Annotated in this window: 15 protein-coding genes; 13 read left to right on the forward strand and 2 right to left on the reverse strand. The window is 66.2% G+C overall.

The annotated features are described in order from the left end of the window. The first annotated feature begins 323 nt into the window (after positions 1-323). The 4 genes from C8D95_RS22010 to C8D95_RS09470 all read left to right on the forward strand — a co-directional run bounded on the left by C8D95_RS22010 (position 324) and on the right by C8D95_RS09470 (position 5,369). Positions 324-2,075, forward strand: coding sequence for a CheR family methyltransferase (locus C8D95_RS22010; protein ID WP_164721642.1), 1,752 nt, complete (start codon positions 324-326; stop codon positions 2,073-2,075). 47 nt (positions 2,076-2,122) lie between these two features. Further along, entirely contained in the window at positions 2,123-3,817 is a 1,695-nt protein-coding gene (locus C8D95_RS09460; RefSeq protein ID WP_126918551.1) for an HWE histidine kinase domain-containing protein, read from the forward strand. Then, positions 3,810-4,193 (forward strand): response regulator, encoded by a 384-nt coding sequence (locus C8D95_RS09465; protein WP_109758919.1) that lies wholly within the window; start codon positions 3,810-3,812, stop codon positions 4,191-4,193. The genes C8D95_RS09460 and C8D95_RS09465 overlap by 8 nt, the downstream gene beginning before the upstream one ends. Positions 4,194-4,421: 228 nt before the next feature. Next, positions 4,422-5,369 carry a hypothetical protein gene (locus tag C8D95_RS09470; protein WP_170121479.1) on the forward strand — a complete coding sequence of 316 codons (948 nt, stop codon included), beginning with the start codon at positions 4,422-4,424 and terminating at the stop codon, positions 5,367-5,369. 73 nt (positions 5,370-5,442) lie between these two features. On the opposite strand, the gene C8D95_RS09475 is transcribed toward C8D95_RS09470, so the two are convergent. Continuing rightward, on the reverse strand, positions 5,443-5,754 hold the full coding sequence (locus C8D95_RS09475; protein WP_109758921.1) for a MocE family 2Fe-2S type ferredoxin: 312 nt from the start codon (positions 5,752-5,754) through the stop codon (positions 5,443-5,445). Positions 5,755-5,924: 170 nt separating this feature from the next. Here C8D95_RS09475 and C8D95_RS09480 point away from each other — a divergent pair, with 170 nt between their 5' ends. From C8D95_RS09480 to C8D95_RS09500, 5 genes are all read left to right on the forward strand, one after another. After that, positions 5,925-6,737, forward strand: a complete 813-nt coding sequence (locus tag C8D95_RS09480; RefSeq protein ID WP_109758922.1) for a TIM barrel protein — start codon at positions 5,925-5,927, stop codon at positions 6,735-6,737. 226 nt (positions 6,738-6,963) lie between these two features. Beyond that, positions 6,964-7,686, forward strand: a complete 723-nt coding sequence (gene modA / locus C8D95_RS09485) for a molybdate ABC transporter substrate-binding protein (protein ID WP_109758923.1) — start codon at positions 6,964-6,966, stop codon at positions 7,684-7,686. Then, positions 7,683-8,354 (forward strand): molybdate ABC transporter permease subunit, encoded by a 672-nt coding sequence (gene modB, locus C8D95_RS09490; protein ID WP_109758924.1) that lies wholly within the window; start codon positions 7,683-7,685, stop codon positions 8,352-8,354. The genes modA and modB overlap by 4 nt, the downstream gene beginning before the upstream one ends. Then, positions 8,347-9,336 carry an ATP-binding cassette domain-containing protein gene (locus tag C8D95_RS09495; RefSeq protein WP_164721643.1) on the forward strand — a complete coding sequence of 330 codons (990 nt, stop codon included), beginning with the start codon at positions 8,347-8,349 and terminating at the stop codon, positions 9,334-9,336. The genes modB and C8D95_RS09495 overlap by 8 nt, the downstream gene beginning before the upstream one ends. Positions 9,337-9,945: 609 nt before the next feature. Next, a complete protein-coding gene (locus C8D95_RS09500; RefSeq protein ID WP_109758926.1) occupies positions 9,946-10,533 on the forward strand; it encodes a Hint domain-containing protein in 588 nt (195 codons plus the stop codon). A gap of 20 nt (positions 10,534-10,553) precedes the next feature. On the opposite strand, the gene C8D95_RS09505 is transcribed toward C8D95_RS09500, so the two are convergent. Continuing rightward, on the reverse strand, positions 10,554-11,171 hold the full coding sequence (locus C8D95_RS09505; RefSeq protein WP_109758927.1) for a TetR/AcrR family transcriptional regulator: 618 nt from the start codon (positions 11,169-11,171) through the stop codon (positions 10,554-10,556). 261 nt (positions 11,172-11,432) lie between these two features. On the opposite strand from C8D95_RS09505, the gene C8D95_RS09510 reads away from it, so the two are divergent. The 4 genes from C8D95_RS09510 to tsf all read left to right on the forward strand — a co-directional run bounded on the left by C8D95_RS09510 (position 11,433) and on the right by tsf (position 15,016). Further along, positions 11,433-12,401, forward strand: a complete 969-nt coding sequence (locus C8D95_RS09510; RefSeq protein ID WP_109758928.1) for a homocysteine S-methyltransferase family protein — start codon at positions 11,433-11,435, stop codon at positions 12,399-12,401. 44 nt (positions 12,402-12,445) lie between these two features. Then, the gene (locus tag C8D95_RS09515; protein WP_164721644.1) at positions 12,446-13,030 is read left to right on the forward strand and encodes a GNAT family N-acetyltransferase; all 585 of its coding nucleotides are present in this window, start codon (positions 12,446-12,448) and stop codon (positions 13,028-13,030) included. A 165-nt stretch (positions 13,031-13,195) separates the two neighbouring features. Continuing rightward, positions 13,196-14,059, forward strand: coding sequence for a 30S ribosomal protein S2 (gene rpsB, locus C8D95_RS09520; RefSeq protein WP_109758930.1), 864 nt, complete (start codon positions 13,196-13,198; stop codon positions 14,057-14,059). A gap of 78 nt (positions 14,060-14,137) precedes the next feature. Continuing rightward, the gene (gene tsf, locus C8D95_RS09525; RefSeq protein ID WP_109758931.1) at positions 14,138-15,016 is read left to right on the forward strand and encodes a translation elongation factor Ts; all 879 of its coding nucleotides are present in this window, start codon (positions 14,138-14,140) and stop codon (positions 15,014-15,016) included. The last annotated feature ends 435 nt before the right edge of the window (positions 15,017-15,451 follow it).

A 15,451-nucleotide genomic window follows, 5' to 3' on the forward strand; every position in this document is an offset into this window, starting at 1 on the left:
GAGGTGATATCCGACATCTGCACAGAACAGCGGCCCGCTGCTCATGTTCCCGAGCTTCCGACGGTATGGAGCTGCTTTCCGACCGGGCGCTTCGCGATGTGCCGCGCGCCGGGCCTGCAAAAACGGAGGTCTCGCCTTGATGTGAGGTTGGATGAGCGTCGCTCTGCCTAGGCAGGAGAACGGCTGGTTGAGATGAACAGAGAGGAACTTTAAAAGCCTGCTCGGGTTCAATTGATATAGTTCGGCACATTTCCCCGTCATTCCCCGTATAGATAGACGCCAGGCGGGAGCGCAGGCTTCAGCCGCATTGCTTCAGGGTGAACATGCTCGATGTCACTACGAACGAAGGGCGACCCGAAGGGCCGCTGACCCCGGTCTGCGCGATCGGGGCGTCGGCCGGTGGCGTCCGGGCGCTTCAGACCTTCTTCGAAAGCGTCGATCCGGACCTCGGGTTGGCCTACGTCGTCATCGTCCACCTGTCTCCTGACCACGATAGCCAGTTGAGCGAGATCCTGACCGGCCGCACCAGGATGCCGGTCCATCAGGTCGAGGACTCGCCGAAGCTCGAGCCGAACTGCGTCTACGTCATCGCGCCCGACCGGGAGCTTGTCATCGAGGGCAACAACGTCGCATCGCGGCCCTTTACCGAGCCGAGGGGACATCGCGCGCCGATCGACATGTTCTTTCGGTCCGTGGCCAGCGGGCGGGGCGACGGCTTTGCCGTGGTGATGAGCGGTGCCGGATCCGACGGCTCTGTGGGTGTCCGCAAGATCAAGGAGGCCGGCGGCGTCATCTTCGTGCAGGACCCGAGCGAAGCCGAGTTCAGCATGATGCCGCGCAGCGCCATCGCCACGGGTGTCGCCGACTTCGTCGAGCCGATCGAACGCATGACGGGTCTCATTGCCGAGGTGGCGCGCAGCAAGGACGCACTTCGCCGGTTGAAGGACGACGAGGCCAGGGACGCCGTGCGAGAGATCCTGGCGTTTCTTTATGCGCGGACGGGCCACGACTTCTCGAACTACAAGCGGGCCACGGTGATGCGCCGGATCGCCCGTCGCATGCAGGTGACGCGCCGGACCAGTCTCGCAGACTATGTGGATTACCTGCGCGAGAACCCGGAGGAGGCGCAGGATCTGTTCGGAGATCTCCTGATCTCGGTCACCGCGTTCTTTCGCGATCCCGCCGCCTTCGAGTCACTGGCCGAACATTCCCTTGGGCCGCTCACCCGGAAGCTCGACGGAGAGTCGAAGATCCGCGTCTGGTCGGCCGGATGCGCCACCGGAGAGGAAGCCTATTCCATCGCCATGCTTGCGGTCGAGGAAGCCGAGCGACAGCAAGTCGTCCCTGCAATCCAGATCTTCGCCACCGACCTTGACGAGGGCGCGCTGGCCACCGCGAGGGAAGGTCGATACCCGAAGGCGATCGAGGCCGACGTTTCGCACGACCGGCTGAAACGCTTCTTCATCGAAGAAGGCACACACTATCTGATCCGGAAGGAAATCCGGGAAATGGTCCTCTTCGCGCATCACAGCGCACTCAAGGACCCGCCCTTCATCCATCTCGACCTCGTTGCCTGCCGGAACCTGCTGATCTACCTCGAGCGCGAAGTGCAACATCAGCTTCTCGCCCTGTTTCATTATTCGTTGGAGCCGGGCGGCTATCTTTTCCTTGGATCGGCCGAAAGCGCCGATACCGATCCCAAACTGTTTGCGCCCTGCGACCGAGAGGCGCGGGTCTATTCCGCGAAATCCAAAAGTAGACGCAGCCTCGACCTTCTGATGCAGCTCCCCCCCGAACACCGCTCGCCGTTTTCGCCGGCGCGCGATCTCGAAGCAGGTGTTCATGCGAAGCCATCCCCGGTGGTCCATGCGGCGGCGCTGGAACAATTCGCGCCACCGAGCATCCTGGTGGACGACGAGCACCGCATCCTCAACCTCTCCAAGTCCGCCGGCCAATTCATCCGGCCGCCCGAGGGGCCCTTCACGTCGGACCTGCCCTCGGTCCTTCGCGCCGAGTTGCGTTCCGAAATCGTCCCGGCACTGAACCGCGCGTTCGAGGCCGGAGAGCCACGCTGACGCTGCCCGTCTCCGTCGCTTTGAACGGCGACGCGAGACGGGTCGTGATGCACGTCCAGCCCGTCGCCGCCGAGGGGCAGGGGGGGAAACAGGCGCTGGTCCTCCTCATCGATACCGGCCCCGCTTCGGGCGACCGGGCGCCAGAGGTCTCGGGCGGGGATGTGGCAAGTTCCGAGCGCATCCGGCAACTCGAGGCTGAACTCAGGACCACGCAGGACCGTCTGGGCTCAAGCCGGCGCGAGCACGAGAGGTCGCACCAGGAGCTTCGCGTCGCGAACGAGGAGCTTCAGTCGATCAACGAGGAATACCGGTCGACCGCCGAGGAGCTCGAGACCAGCAAGGAAGAGCTTCACTCGATCAACGAGGAGCTCTCGGCCGTCAACAGCGAACTCAAGGACAAGCTCGACGACGTCGCCTCCGCTCACAGCGACCTTCAGAACCTCATCAACGCGACCGACATCGGCACTCTCTTCCTCGATGCAAAGCTTCGCATCAAGATGCTGACGCCGGCGGTCGAGCAACTGTTCAGTGTGACGGACAGCGATGTCGGCCGACCCATCACCGACTTCACCCACAAGCTCGCGCACGACGGAATGGAGCGGGAGGCGGCAAAGGTCCTGCGTGACCTCGTGCCGGTCGAGTCCGAGGTCGAGACCCGCGACGGACGCTGGCTGATGATGCGGCTGCGGCCATACCGGACGGTCGATGACAAGATCGAGGGCGTCGTTGTCAGTTTCGTGGACATTACCTCACGCCGCGAAACCGAGAAGCGGCTGCGCGAGAGCGAAGCGCGCTATCGCCGTCTCTTCGAGTCGATGGACGAGGGATACATCCTGGCCGAGGTGATCCGTGACCACACCGGAAAGGCAGTCGACGTTCTTTACGCCGACGCCAATCCCGCTGCCGTCCGGCTGGTGCACATCGATTTCAAGGGCAAGCGTCTCTCGGACGTCGGCGGCGATTTCGAGCCTCACTGGTGGATGCTGCCGACCCGCGTTCTCGACTCCGGCAGGCCCGAGCACGCCGAGCTTTTCGCCAAGCCGCTGGATCGCTGGTTCGGCGTCAGCTTCAGCAAGTTGGACGACAGCCGCGTCGCGATCCTGTTCCAGGACATCAGCGAGCGTAAACGCCATGAGGCGGAACGCGAGATGATGATGGGCGAGTTGAACCACCGCGTGAAGAACATGCTGGCGGTGGTCCAGTCGATCGCGAGCCAGACCCTTCGCTCGTCGCCCGATCCTGCCGACTTCGTTCCGGCCTTTCAGGAACGCGTGCAGGCCCTGGGACAGGCGCACGGTCTCCTGACCAAGGACCGCTGGCGCCGGACCGACCTGCGTGAGCTTGCCGACGCCGTCCTCGGCAGCTTCGTCGACGGCCAGCACAGGCTGGTGCTCGAGGGGCCGGAGGTCCGGCTGTCACCGAATGCCGCCATCACGATATCGATGGCGCTCCACGAGCTGTCCACCAACGCGCTGAATTACGGGGCGCTCGCAAGTTCCGACGGGACGGTGCGCCTGTCCTGGGAGTTGCGCGAGGACCAGGAGGGGCAGCGCCTGGAAGTGTCCTGGAGCGAACACGACGGCCCGAGGGTCGAGGCGCCGGAGCGCGAGGGGTTCGGTAGCCGGATGCTGGAGCGGGGCATTGCTTATGAACTCGACGGCAAGGTGACACTCGATTACGCGCCGACGGGACTCACCTGCCGCATGTCGTTTCCTGCCGAAAGGACTCTAAGCCATGACTGAGAAGCCCCTCACCATACTCGCCGTCGAGGACGAGGCTCTGATCGCGATGGAGCTGGAGGATCTGCTTCAGGATTTCGGCTATCGCGTCGCCGGCCCCGCTTCCACGGTCAGCGCGGCTCTGGCGCTGCTTCAGGGGTGTCATCCCGACGCCGCGGTCGTGGATGCGAATCTTGCCGGCGAGTCGGCGTGGCCCATCGTCGAAGCGCTGGAAAAGGCCGGAATACCTATGGTCGTGGCATCCGGATACGAACTCTCCGAGTTGCCCTTCGCCTTCAACGGTCCCTTGGTCAGCAAGCCCTACCGAGCGAGAAACGTGGGCGACGCGCTGAGCGTGGCCCTTGATGCCTCCAGCCGGGACAGACCGCCTTCAGAGTGATGTCTGGCTAGCCGCAGGACTTTCGCACGTCGCTGACGGGACTGGCCCCTGGGTGGTGGCAAGACCTCGCTGCATTCGCTGCAGACCAGGACCCCTGACCTACCGATTGCGGCTGGAACATATTCCGAAACCTTCTGTTCAGGAGGTTCACCGCGCTCCACGCACCGGCGGACCACCACCCGCCGTCGATGCGGAGCGGTAATGAAAGGAATCGACATGAACATGAACATGACATCCAAACTGGCAATGATATGTGCCCTCGGCCTGGCGGCTCCGGCAGTCGCCCAGACGTCCGGGACCACGACCGAAGGTACGTCGACCGGCAGCGGCGCGGACTCGTCGTGCCTGATCTCCTTCGACGTCTCCGACGACGACGGCAACGGCACCGTCTCGCGGGACGAATGGGCCGGCTGGCGCGAGCAGAACTTCTCGGCAATGGACGCTGACGGCAACGGCGAGATCAGCCAGGAAGAATACGCGGAATGCACCTCGGGCCTGACGCCGACGATGCAGCAGGCCAGCAGCGGCAGCGATGCCTCGGGGTCGTCCAGCGACAGCGGCAGCATGGATCCCCAGTCGATGCGCACCGCCGACAACATGGGTGAGGCCGACACCGACCAGAGCGGCACGGTCAGCGCGGACGAGTACCGCCAGGCGACGCAGGACGCGCAGGCGGGCGGCAGCGACGGCGTCCTGGTGCTGCGGCGCTACATCCTGTTGCCGAGCACGATGTCCGACAGCGACCTCGGCAGCATGAGCCAGACCGAGACCGAAGCGCGGTCGGGGCAGATGTTCCGCACGCTCGACACCGATCAGAGCGGCGACCTGAGCCAGAAGGAGTGGAGCGTCGAGGGCTCCATGACGGCGGACATGTCCGAAAGCTATGGCCAGCAATTCAACCAGATCGACGCTGACGCCTCGGGCAGCCTCAGCCGCGACGAATTCATGACGTCCGGCGACGCGCAGTACGACGACGCCGTGAACGCGATGGGCGGCATGTCGGGGACGACGGGTTCCGATGCCTCGGCCAGCGGCACGACGTCCGGATCCACCACCGCCGGCAGCAGCGACACCGCGTCGGATAGCTCCGCGAGCAGCACGGACATGGATACCTCGGCTTCGAATGAGCCGGGCGTGTTCCACCTGTTCCTCGTGCCGAGCGGCAGCCAGTCCTGACGGCCGCTTCAGTCGCTTGAACAGGCCGCCCGGTTTTCCGGGCGGCCGATTCCGTTGAAATCGCCCTAGGGCGTCAGACCTCGACCAGGACGCGCCCGCCCTCGACCCGGACCGCATAGGTCCTGAGGTCGACGCAGGCCGGAGCGCGCAGAGCCTCGCCCGTGCGATAGTCGAAGGTCGCGTTGTGCTTCGGGCACTCGACCTCGTAGTCCATCACGAGGCCGTCCTCGAGATGAACCTTCTCATGCGTGCAAAGCCCGTCGGTGCAGAAATAGTCGTCGGCCGGTCCGCGATAGATCACGAAGGTGCGGCCCTCGTGGTCGAACCGTGCCAGGTCCTCGGCTTGGATGTCGTCCGCCGCGCAGGCGTCCACCCAGCTTGCCATGTCGCCTCCTCCTCTGGATCCTCTTGGTCCCGGACCATATCCGCCTCTCGCGCTCAGGGAACCTCGTTCGCAGAACGTGTCACGAATGCGCAGAGAGAGCCCACGCCGCATTGACTGCGCCCCCTTCGGCGCGACAGGGTCGCCACGAAACACGCATCAGGAGGATCGGCGTGGACTTCGCGATCAATCACATGACCGCGCCCCGTCTGGGATGGCGCGCGCTACTGGAGCAGGCGTCGGGCCTCGGCTGCGTCGGCGTCGAGTTCCGCAACGATCTTCCGACCCCGCTCTTCGGGGGCGAGGCGCCCGCGAGCGTCGGCGAGACGGCGCGCGGCATGGGCCTGCGCATCGTGGGCCTGAGCCAGGTCTACCCGTTCAACAGCTGGTCCGACGCGATCCGGGACGAGGTGACGGCGCTCGTCGCCACCGCGAAGGCCTGCGGGGCCGAGACGATCAGCCTGATCCCGCGGAACGACGGCACGGGCACCGGCACCAGCGAGCGGCAGGCGAACCTGCGCGTCGCGCTGAAGGAGATCCGCCCGATCCTGGCCGAGGCGGGCATGGTCGCACTGGTCGAGCCCCTGGGCTTCCGGCGGTCGTCGCTGCGCTCGAAGGCCGAGACGGTCGACGCGATCGAGGCGGTGGGCGGCGGCGACGTCTTTCGGATCGTCCACGACACCTTCCACCATTTCCTCGCGGGCGAGACGGAGTTTTTCCCCGAGCACACCGGCATCGTCCACGTCTCGGGCGTCACGGACCCGACGCTCGCGCCCGAGGAGATGGAGGACGAGCACCGCGTTCTGGTCGGCGCGGACGACAGGCTTGGCAACCTGGCGCAACTGCGGGCGCTGGTGGCGGCGGGCTATGCGGGCCCCGTGTCGTTCGAGGCCTTCTCGCCCGTGACGCACGCGCTGGACGATCCGCAGGGCGCGCTCGCCGCGTCCATCGATTTCATCCGGTCGAGGATGGCCGACAAGGACTGACGCGCACGACCGTCGGCCCTTGGGGTCTCCGGCACGAACCATTGGGGCGCGCCTGCCCGGACCGACGGCGAGGACGCGGCGGCCGATATCGCCGGAGCTAAGACCCAGGGGCAATTCGCGACAAAGGCGGCTTGAGTCGCGGGCAAGAGCAGCGATTGCGCTGGCCGGGGCCACCGCGACCCCGGCGACCCTTGCAAAATCCTCGCGGGCATGGCCTGAAAGGCGCATGACACGCTGGGTTCTCGCACTTTCCGCAACGCTTTGGGGATCGCTCGCCGCCGCGGGCGAGGCCACTGTCGCTGTCGCCGCCAACTTCCTCACCACAGCCGAGACGCTGGCCGAAGCCTTCGAGGCCGAGACGGGGCACCAGATCGTCATCACCCACGGCTCGACCGGCCAGCTTTATGCCCAGATCGTGCAGGGCGCCCCCTTCGACATCTTCCTGTCGGCCGACGAGGAACGCCCGGCGCGTCTGAAGGAAGAGGGCCGCGCGACAGAGGTGCGCACCTATGCGCTCGGCCGTCTCGTCCTTGTCTCGCGCGCGCCCGTCGATGCCGCGACCGTCGGCGAGGCCGTCGCGGGTCGGACCGTGGCGCTGGCCGACCCGACCGTCGCGCCCTACGGCAAGGCCGCAACGACGGCGATGGAGAAGCTGAGGCTCGACACCGCCACCTTCCGTCCCGTCCTCGTCGCGAACGTGGGGCAGGTGGCGACGGTCTTCGTCACCGGGAACGCCGACTTCGCCTTCGTGTCGGCCTCGCAGCTTCCCGCGATGGCGGCTCCCTCCACGATGGACCTCGCCGATTTCGTCGCGCCGATCCGGCAGGACGCGGCCCTTCTGGACCGCGCTCAGGGCAACGACGCCGCGCGCGCCTTCTGGGACTGGCTTGCCTCGGACGCCGCCGCCGGCACGATCCGAGATGCGGGCTACGGCGCCCCCGGCGCATGAGCGTCTGGCCCGCAGTCTTCCTGACGCTTCAGCTTGCCGCAGTCACGACGGTAATCCTCCTGATCATCGCCTTGCCCTTCGCCTGGTGGCTGGCGACGACGCGGGCGCGCTCACGGCCCCTCTTCGAGGCGATCACTGCCCTGCCGCTGGTCCTGCCGCCGACCGTGCTGGGCTTCTATCTCCTGATCCTGATGGCGCCCTCGGCGCCGCTCGGCGGGCTCTGGGTTCGTCTGACCGGCGACACGCTCGCCTTCAGCTTTCCGGGCCTCGTCCTCGCCAGCGTCATCTATTCCTTCCCCTTTGCGGTGCAGCCCCTCCAGACCGCCTTCGCGTCGGTTCCGCGCCCCGTTCTGGACGCGGCGCGGACGCTTGGCGCCTCGCCGCGCGACGCCTTCTTCTCGGTTTCGATGCCGCTGGCGCGTCGGGGCCTCATCACGGCCGCGGTCCTGTCCTTCGCCCATACCGTGGGCGAGTTCGGCGTCATTCTGATGGTCGGCGGCAACATCCCCGGCAAGACGCGCGTCATCTCGATCGAGGTCTTCAGCGCGGTCGAGACGCTGGACTACCGCACCGCGCATATCCTGTCGTTCTGGCTCCTGGCGCTGTCGCTGATCGTGCTGGTGCTGGTCTATGCCTTCAACCGGCGGGGAGGCGCGGGGCTTGGCTGAGACGCTCGAATTCCGGATCCGGCTGAGACGGGGGGCGCTGTTCTCGCTCGACGTCGCCGAAGGCGTGCCGCTGAGCGGGATCACGGCGCTGATCGGTCCGTCGGGCGGGGGCAAGACGACGCTTCTGCGGGCACTGGCGGGCTTGGAACGCGCCGACGAAGCCACCGTACGCTTCCGCGAGCAGACCTGGGACGCGCCGGGGATACGGCTGGCGCCCGAGGACCGGCATGTGGGCTTCGTGTTCCAGAACCCGGCGTTGTTCCCGCATCTGTCGGTCGCCGAGAACCTGCGCTACGGCGCACGGCGGCGCGAGGTCAAAAGCTATGACGCCATCGTCGACGCGCTGGATCTCGGCGCGCTGATGACGCGCGGCGTGGCGGATCTCTCGGGCGGCGAGGCGCGGCGGGTGGCTCTGGGGCGGGCGCTGGCGTCGAACCCCTCCGTCCTTTTCCTCGACGAGCCGCTGAACGGCCTCGACACCGCCCGCAAGGCCGAGCTTCTGCCCTACATCGGGCGCGCCGTGGGCGAGGCCAAGGTGCCCGCCCTTTACGTCACCCATTCCGCGACCGAAGTGGCGACGCTGGCCGACCGAGTGCTCGGGATCGCGGGTGGACGGCTGACAGGCTGGCGGTCGCCGCCCGCGCGGCTTCGCGCCGTCGTCACCTCGGTCACCGGCGGGCTGATGCGGGTGCGTATCCTCGGGGCCGATCCGGGGCAGGGGGCCGACATGACGCTGCCGCTCGTCGCGCGCATGGGCGAGACGGTCGGGCTTGGCCTGCCTCTCGACAGCGTGCTCGTCTCGACCTCGGATCCCGGCCGCAGCGACGCCAGCCTCTGCCTGCCCGCGACGGTCATGGGAACCTCGGGCGGGCTGGAACTGGACGTCTTCGGCCAGCGGGTGACGCTGGCGCGCGGAGGGCCTCACGCGGTCGGCGCGAGGCTGTGGCTCTCGGTTCTGCGCGTGTTGCCCCGGCCTGACTGAGGTCGCGATTCGGCAGGATTCCGCCGACGCGTCGCCAATGGGCTCTCTTCGAACCGATTGATCCACCGCTGCGAACGACTTTGGCTCAAATTTTCAGCGCCACAATTTCGCCTTCTTTCGGCCAGGTGAGATCGGCGTTTGGTTCTCCTTGCGAAACAAACCGCAGGTTGCCCCAAAGTCAGGTTGATGAGAGCCACGCCTCCAACCTCCGGGGATCGCGCCGCAAACAGCCGATGCACAAAAGTGCGGGGTGTTTCCCCAATCGCCACAATCCCGCAACCTGACCGAGAGTGCCTTGCCACAATTGGTTGTCGCGAGGCTGCCTGACCCCGGATTTGCGCCACCTTTCCGCCCTTTTTCCTTGGGCGGAGCCACGCCATTGGTTAAGTTTCCGTTACCTCGCTGGGGGGTAAGTTGTGCGGCGCTTGGGGGAGCCGCGCAGGCTCCGTAGGGCGACCTGCGGAGATGGGTATCGAGTGCTGCCATTCGGCAGCGGGGACCGGCGCCGAACCATGCATCAAGACCCTGGGTGGAGGGTCGCATCGGACTAGGCATCGGTCCCCGCGTTTACCCAGCCAGATCGCCCCCCGTTGACGGGGGCTTTTTCTTTTGCGGACGGCATCACCTTGCTTCACACCCGGAACGCTGATCGCCACGGAGTGCGGCGCGCGGCCTGTTGAGGAGCTGTCGCGCGGCGACCGCGTCGTCACCCGTGACAACGGCCTGAAGCGGATCGCCTGGGTCGGCCGCCGCGACGTGGGATACCGCGACATCCGCGAGCAGCCCGATCTGCGGCCCGTCCTCGTGCGGAAGGACGCCTTCGGCGAGGGCTGCCCGAACCGCGACATGCTGGTCAGCCCGCACCACCGCTTTCTGGCCGGGCCCGACCTTGGGCCCGCGATGGCGTCGCCCGACGAGGTGCTGATCGCCGCATCGGACCTGGTCTGGCGCGCCGGGGTAGGGGAGGCGAACGTGCTCGGCGTCAGCTATCTCCACATCCTCTGCTCGCGCCACGAGGTCATCCTTGCCGATGGCGTCTGGACCGAGACCTTTCATCCCGATGACCAGATCTTCGGGGTCATGGCCGAACAGCAGCGTCAGGAAATCCTGGAGCTGTTCCCCGAGGTCGCGACCATCGGCGCCGCCCGCCGGTTCACCTCGGCGCGGCCTGTCTCGAGGTCGCGGTTCGAGGCGTGATATACTAGGATCCTTGTGCCTCAGCTTCGGCGCGGCGTGAACAAGAGCTTGACGTAGGACCGAAGCAGCATGACCTGCGCCGATGTCGCACGCGGCTCGCCAAGCGCTTTCGACATGATGATACCGCCTTCGACCACCACGCTGACGAGATCGGCCAGCGCATCGAAATCGACGGGATCGTTCGGCGGATAGATCGCCGCGATCTCTTCGAACATAACCCGGAACCGCGCACGCCAACCCAGGACCGCACGCTGGTTCGCCTCGCGCACGTCGCGGTTGAAGAGACGGTCCTGATAGGCCGCGGTCGCCACGATGCAGCCGGGATGCCCGTTCGGCATGTCGTCGAGAAGCTCGGCCAGAAGCTTGAGCGCGATCAGCGTCGCGTGCAGCGGGTCCTCGTTCAACTCGCGCGCACGGGCGAGGAGGTCGTCGAAGATCGCGTCCTCGACCCCGATGTGGCGCTCGATCAGCGCCAGCGCCAGCGCGTTCTTGTCGGGGAAGTGATAGAAGAAGCCGCCCTTGGTGATCTCGGCGCCTGCGACGATCTCTTCGATCGAGGTCGCGTCGAACCCCTTCGCCAGGATCGAGTCCTGCGCGACATCCATGATCCGCGTACGTGTGTCGGGGCCCGCCGCCATCGCCTCCGCTCCTTGTCCTGGCCTGCCGCGAGGGAGAGTAGCGCAGGCTGCGCCGTAGCGAAACCTCGGGCGCACAGAGGGGCAATGCTGTACCGTCAGTACAGTTGAGACGGGCCCGCGTCTGCGCTTTGCGTCAGGCCGGCGAGTAAGCCACTGAATCGAATACACGATTCCTTCCGGCACCTTCTGGACCACGGGACGACTGCCCGAAGTCGCCCCGACATGGCATCTCCATCGCACATCATAGAACGGAGACACATCATGACGAACGCACGCATTGAACGGCTGATGACCGCGGACAGGCCCTGGGTGGCCGATGGCGGGCTCGAGACCACCCTGATCTTCCACGACGGCATCGACCTGCCGCATTTCGCCTCCTGCCTGCTGTTCGACGGCGAAAGCGAAAGCGGCGTGAAGGCGCTGGAGCGGTACTTCCAGAGCTACATCGATCTGGCGCGGACGGCGGGAACCGGGTTCGTTCTCGACACCGCCACCTGGCGCTCGGGCGCGTTCTGGGCCGATACGCTCGGCCGAACCGAAGCCGGGATGGAGCGCCTGACGCGTGCCTCGACCGCCTTTGCCGTCGGATTGCGCGACGCCCACGAGACGGCGACCCTGCCGATCCTCGTCAACGGGGTGGTCGGACCGGCGGGCGACGGCTACGCGCCCGACCGCATGCATAAGCCCGAGGCAGCGGCGGCGATCCACGCGCCGCAGATGCGCTGGATGGCGGAGGAGGGGGCGGACCTGGTGTCGGCCATGACCATGACCCACACCGGCGAGGCGATCGGCATCGCCGAGGCCGCGCGCGAAGCAGGCCTTCCCGTCGTCATCAGCTTCACCGTCGAGACCGACGGACGGCTCGTATCCGGCCCGACCCTGGCCGAGGCCATCGCGGCCACCGAGGATGCGACGGGCGGATACCCCTTGTTCTACATGGTCAACTGCGCCCATCCCGACCACTTCGCCGACGCTCTCTCGGGCGACTGGACGGCGCGCATCGGCGGAGTCAGGGCGAACGCGTCCCGCATGAGCCACGCCGAACTCGACGCGGCGACCGAACTGGACGACGGCAATCCCGAGGAATTCGGCGCGCTCTACGCCGGGTTCCGCGACAGCCTGCCGGACCTGCGCGTCATCGGCGGCTGCTGCGGCTCGGACGAACGGCATATCGGATGCGCGGCGCGCCATCTCGTGCCTCGACACAGGGATCACGCGCCCGCGTCGTGATCGCCCCCCCGGACCGCCGGGGACACAAGACAGGAGACAGAAAGATGACTTACCAGACCAAGATCACCACCTCGCGCCTCGCCATCCGCTCGGGGACCGCCGCCGACGCCCCCGTGCTGCGCCGGATCTTCGAGGAGGCCAGCTACGGCCTCTCGCAGCACCTCTGGGCCAAATCCTTTGCAGGCGAGGCCGACAGGGACAGCGCGATCCTCGAAAGGATGAGGCTCAAGATCGCCGACCCCGCCATGCGCTTCCGCATTGGCGAGATCGACGGTGTGCCTGCGGGCGGCCTTCTGAGCTATGAGAAGGACGCGACACTTGAGGACGCTGGCGACGCCGGGTCGCTAATCGGCGCCCTCATCGCGGCCGAGAACGAGCTCTGCGGCACGCACTACATCAATGCGCTGGCAGTCTTCCCCGAATTCCGGCGCCGGGGCGTTGCGCGGGCGCTGATCGAGGATGCGGCGGCCGGAGCGTGGCAGCCCCTGTCGCTGATCGCGGTTGACGTCAACGCGGCGGCGCTCGACTTCTACGCCTCCGTCGGATTCCGGCCCGTCGCACGCCACGCGATGGTCAAGGAGGACTGGGACGGGGAAGGGGAGGCCTGGCTCTGCCTGCGCCGGCCATGAGGCCTGCGTTTTCCGCTTGATAACCGCGCGGGATGGGACTATCTCGCGCGGACTTCACAGGCAGGGCTTGGGCCTTTCGGGGAGACATCCCGCAAGGTCCGCCGGTTGTCCCGGTTTCGGGATGAAACGCTCTGCCGAGGCGCAAACCGGAAAGGAACCTTGGACATGGCGCTCCCTGAATTCACTTTGCGTCAGCTTCTGGAAGCTGGCGTCCACTTCGGCCACCAGACGCAACGCTGGAACCCCCGCATGGGTCAGTTCATCTATGGCGAGCGGAACGGCATCCACATCCTCGACCTGACGCAGACCGTCCCGATGCTGGACCAGGCGCTGCACGTGATCCGCGAGACCGTCGCGCGCGGCGGCCGCATCCTGTTCGTGGGCACCAAGCGGCAGGCGCAGAAGCCCGTCGCCGACGCGGCCGAGCGCTGCGCCCAGTATTACGTCAACCACCGCTGGCTTGGCGGAATGCTGACCAACTGGAAGACCATCAGCCAGCGCATCGGTCACCTCAAGCAGGTCGACGAGCGGATGGACCAGGGCGCCGAGGGCCTGACCAAGAAAGAGCGTCTTGGCATGGAACGCGACCAGGCGAAGCTTCAGGCCTCGCTCGGCGGCATCCGCGAGATGGGCGGCCTTCCTGATCTTCTCTTCATCATCGACGTGAGCAAGGAAGACCTGGCCATCGCCGAAGCCAAGAAGCTGGGCATCCCGGTCGTGGCGATTGTCGACACCAACTGCTCGCCCGACGGCGTGGACTACATCATTCCGGGCAACGACGACGCGGCGCGTGCGATCGCACTTTACTGCGACCTCGTCAGCCGTGCAGCCCTTGACGGCATGACGGCGCAGCTTGGCGCCGCCGGTGTCGATGTGGGCGCTCTCGAGGAAACGACGGAAGAAGACCTTGGTGACGACGCGGCGACCGAAGCCGATGCCGGCGTCGAGGTCGGCAAGGCCTCGACAGAGACCGTGTCGGACGACGCCATCGCCAAGGACGCGCCTTACGAGCTGGAAAACAAGGAGTAATCCTTGTCGCATTTCTGAGACCGGACGCGACCATTCTCGCGTCCGGACCCTTATTCCATAGATCGAGGAGAGCCGAAGATGGCGATCACCGCACAACAGGTGAAAGAGCTGCGCGAATTGAGCGGCGCCGGCATGATGGATGCCAAGAAGGCGCTGACCGAGACCGACGGCGACATGAACGCCGCGGTCGACTGGCTGCGGACCAAGGGCCTGTCGAAGGCCGACAAGAAGGCCGGGCGCACCGCCGCCGAGGGCCTCGTGGCCGTCAAGACCTCGGGCAACACCGGCGTTGCCGTCGAGATCAACTCGGAAACCGACTTCGTCGCCAAGAACGACGAATTCCAGGGCATGGTCTCGAAGTTCGCCACCGCCGCGCTGAAAGCCGATGATGTCGAGGCGCTGAAGGCTGCCGACATCGACGGGAAATCCGCTTCCGAGCGGCTGACCGATGCCATCGCCAAGATCGGCGAGAACATGACGATCCGCCGGATGACCAAGATCTCGGGCGACGCCGTGGCATCCTATGTCCACAACGCCGCCGGTGACGGCATGGGCAAGATCGGCGTGCTGGTCGCGTATTCGGGTGGTGACGACGCCACCGCGCGTCAGATCGCAATGCACATCGCCGCCGTGAACCCGGCCGCGCTGAACGAGGCCGACATGGACCAGGCCGTGGTCGAGAAGGAACGCTCGATCCAGATCGACATCGCGCGCGAAAGCGGCAAGCCCGAGGCTGTCATCGAGAAGATGATCGTGGGCCGGATGAAGAAGTTCGTCGCCGAAGCGACGCTTCTGAACCAGGCCTTCGTCGTCAACCCGGACCTGACCGTCGGCAAGGCGGCCGAGGCCGCGGGCATGACCGTGACGGGTTTCGTCCGCATGGAAGTCGGCGAAGGCATCGAGAAGAAGACCGAGGATTTCGCGGCCGAAGTCGCCAAGACGGCGCGCGGCGCCTGATCGCCCAAAAAAAGGCGGTGCCGCCGGGACGCGGCACCGCCTGACCACCATAACGCTCCCGGCACGCCGCCATTGGGGATGAGGTAAGGGGCGCACCTCGTACTCGTTCTCTGGAATGCCAGCCTCACGACGTGAATGCGCCGATCCGCCAGCTTCGGTTTCACCCGATTCCTCCCGTCAATTGACCCGGCGCACACCGGGGTTCGGGAAGGCTGCGTTCCTTGGCTAGAATGCCATCACTCACGGAACGGCCGAATTATCTCCTAAAAGTTTCCCTATGGGAAGCCGGCACGAGATGGGGCGGGCGTAAACATTGCGTTCGCACATAAGTGTAGCCGGCACGCCACGGACTTTCATCGGCGTCGCAGTGCAAGGCACTGGGCTGACTGCCAAATCGCAATATTACATAATACCGATTATGCGCTTTAAAGCTAG

It is taken from the genome of Silicimonas algicola (assembly GCF_003148765.1).
GTDB lineage: Bacteria > Pseudomonadota > Alphaproteobacteria > Rhodobacterales > Rhodobacteraceae > Silicimonas > Silicimonas algicola.

Coding starts and splice junctions, on each gene's coding strand:
- C8D95_RS09465 (WP_109758919.1), top strand. CDS start 3,810: ATGACTGAGAAGCCCCTCACCATACTCGCCGTCGAGGACGAGGCTCTG.
- C8D95_RS09505 (WP_109758927.1), bottom strand. CDS start 11,171: ATGGCGGCGGGCCCCGACACACGTACGCGGATCATGGATGTCGCGCAG.
- C8D95_RS09510 (WP_109758928.1), top strand. CDS start 11,433: ATGACGAACGCACGCATTGAACGGCTGATGACCGCGGACAGGCCCTGG.
- C8D95_RS09460 (WP_126918551.1), top strand. CDS start 2,123: ATGCACGTCCAGCCCGTCGCCGCCGAGGGGCAGGGGGGGAAACAGGCG.
- tsf (WP_109758931.1), top strand. CDS start 14,138: ATGGCGATCACCGCACAACAGGTGAAAGAGCTGCGCGAATTGAGCGGC.
- modB (WP_109758924.1), top strand. CDS start 7,683: ATGAGCGTCTGGCCCGCAGTCTTCCTGACGCTTCAGCTTGCCGCAGTC.
- C8D95_RS22010 (WP_164721642.1), top strand. CDS start 324: ATGCTCGATGTCACTACGAACGAAGGGCGACCCGAAGGGCCGCTGACC.
- C8D95_RS09515 (WP_164721644.1), top strand. CDS start 12,446: ATGACTTACCAGACCAAGATCACCACCTCGCGCCTCGCCATCCGCTCG.
- C8D95_RS09475 (WP_109758921.1), bottom strand. CDS start 5,754: ATGGCAAGCTGGGTGGACGCCTGCGCGGCGGACGACATCCAAGCCGAG.
- rpsB (WP_109758930.1), top strand. CDS start 13,196: ATGGCGCTCCCTGAATTCACTTTGCGTCAGCTTCTGGAAGCTGGCGTC.
- C8D95_RS09470 (WP_170121479.1), top strand. CDS start 4,422: ATGACATCCAAACTGGCAATGATATGTGCCCTCGGCCTGGCGGCTCCG.
- modA (WP_109758923.1), top strand. CDS start 6,964: ATGACACGCTGGGTTCTCGCACTTTCCGCAACGCTTTGGGGATCGCTC.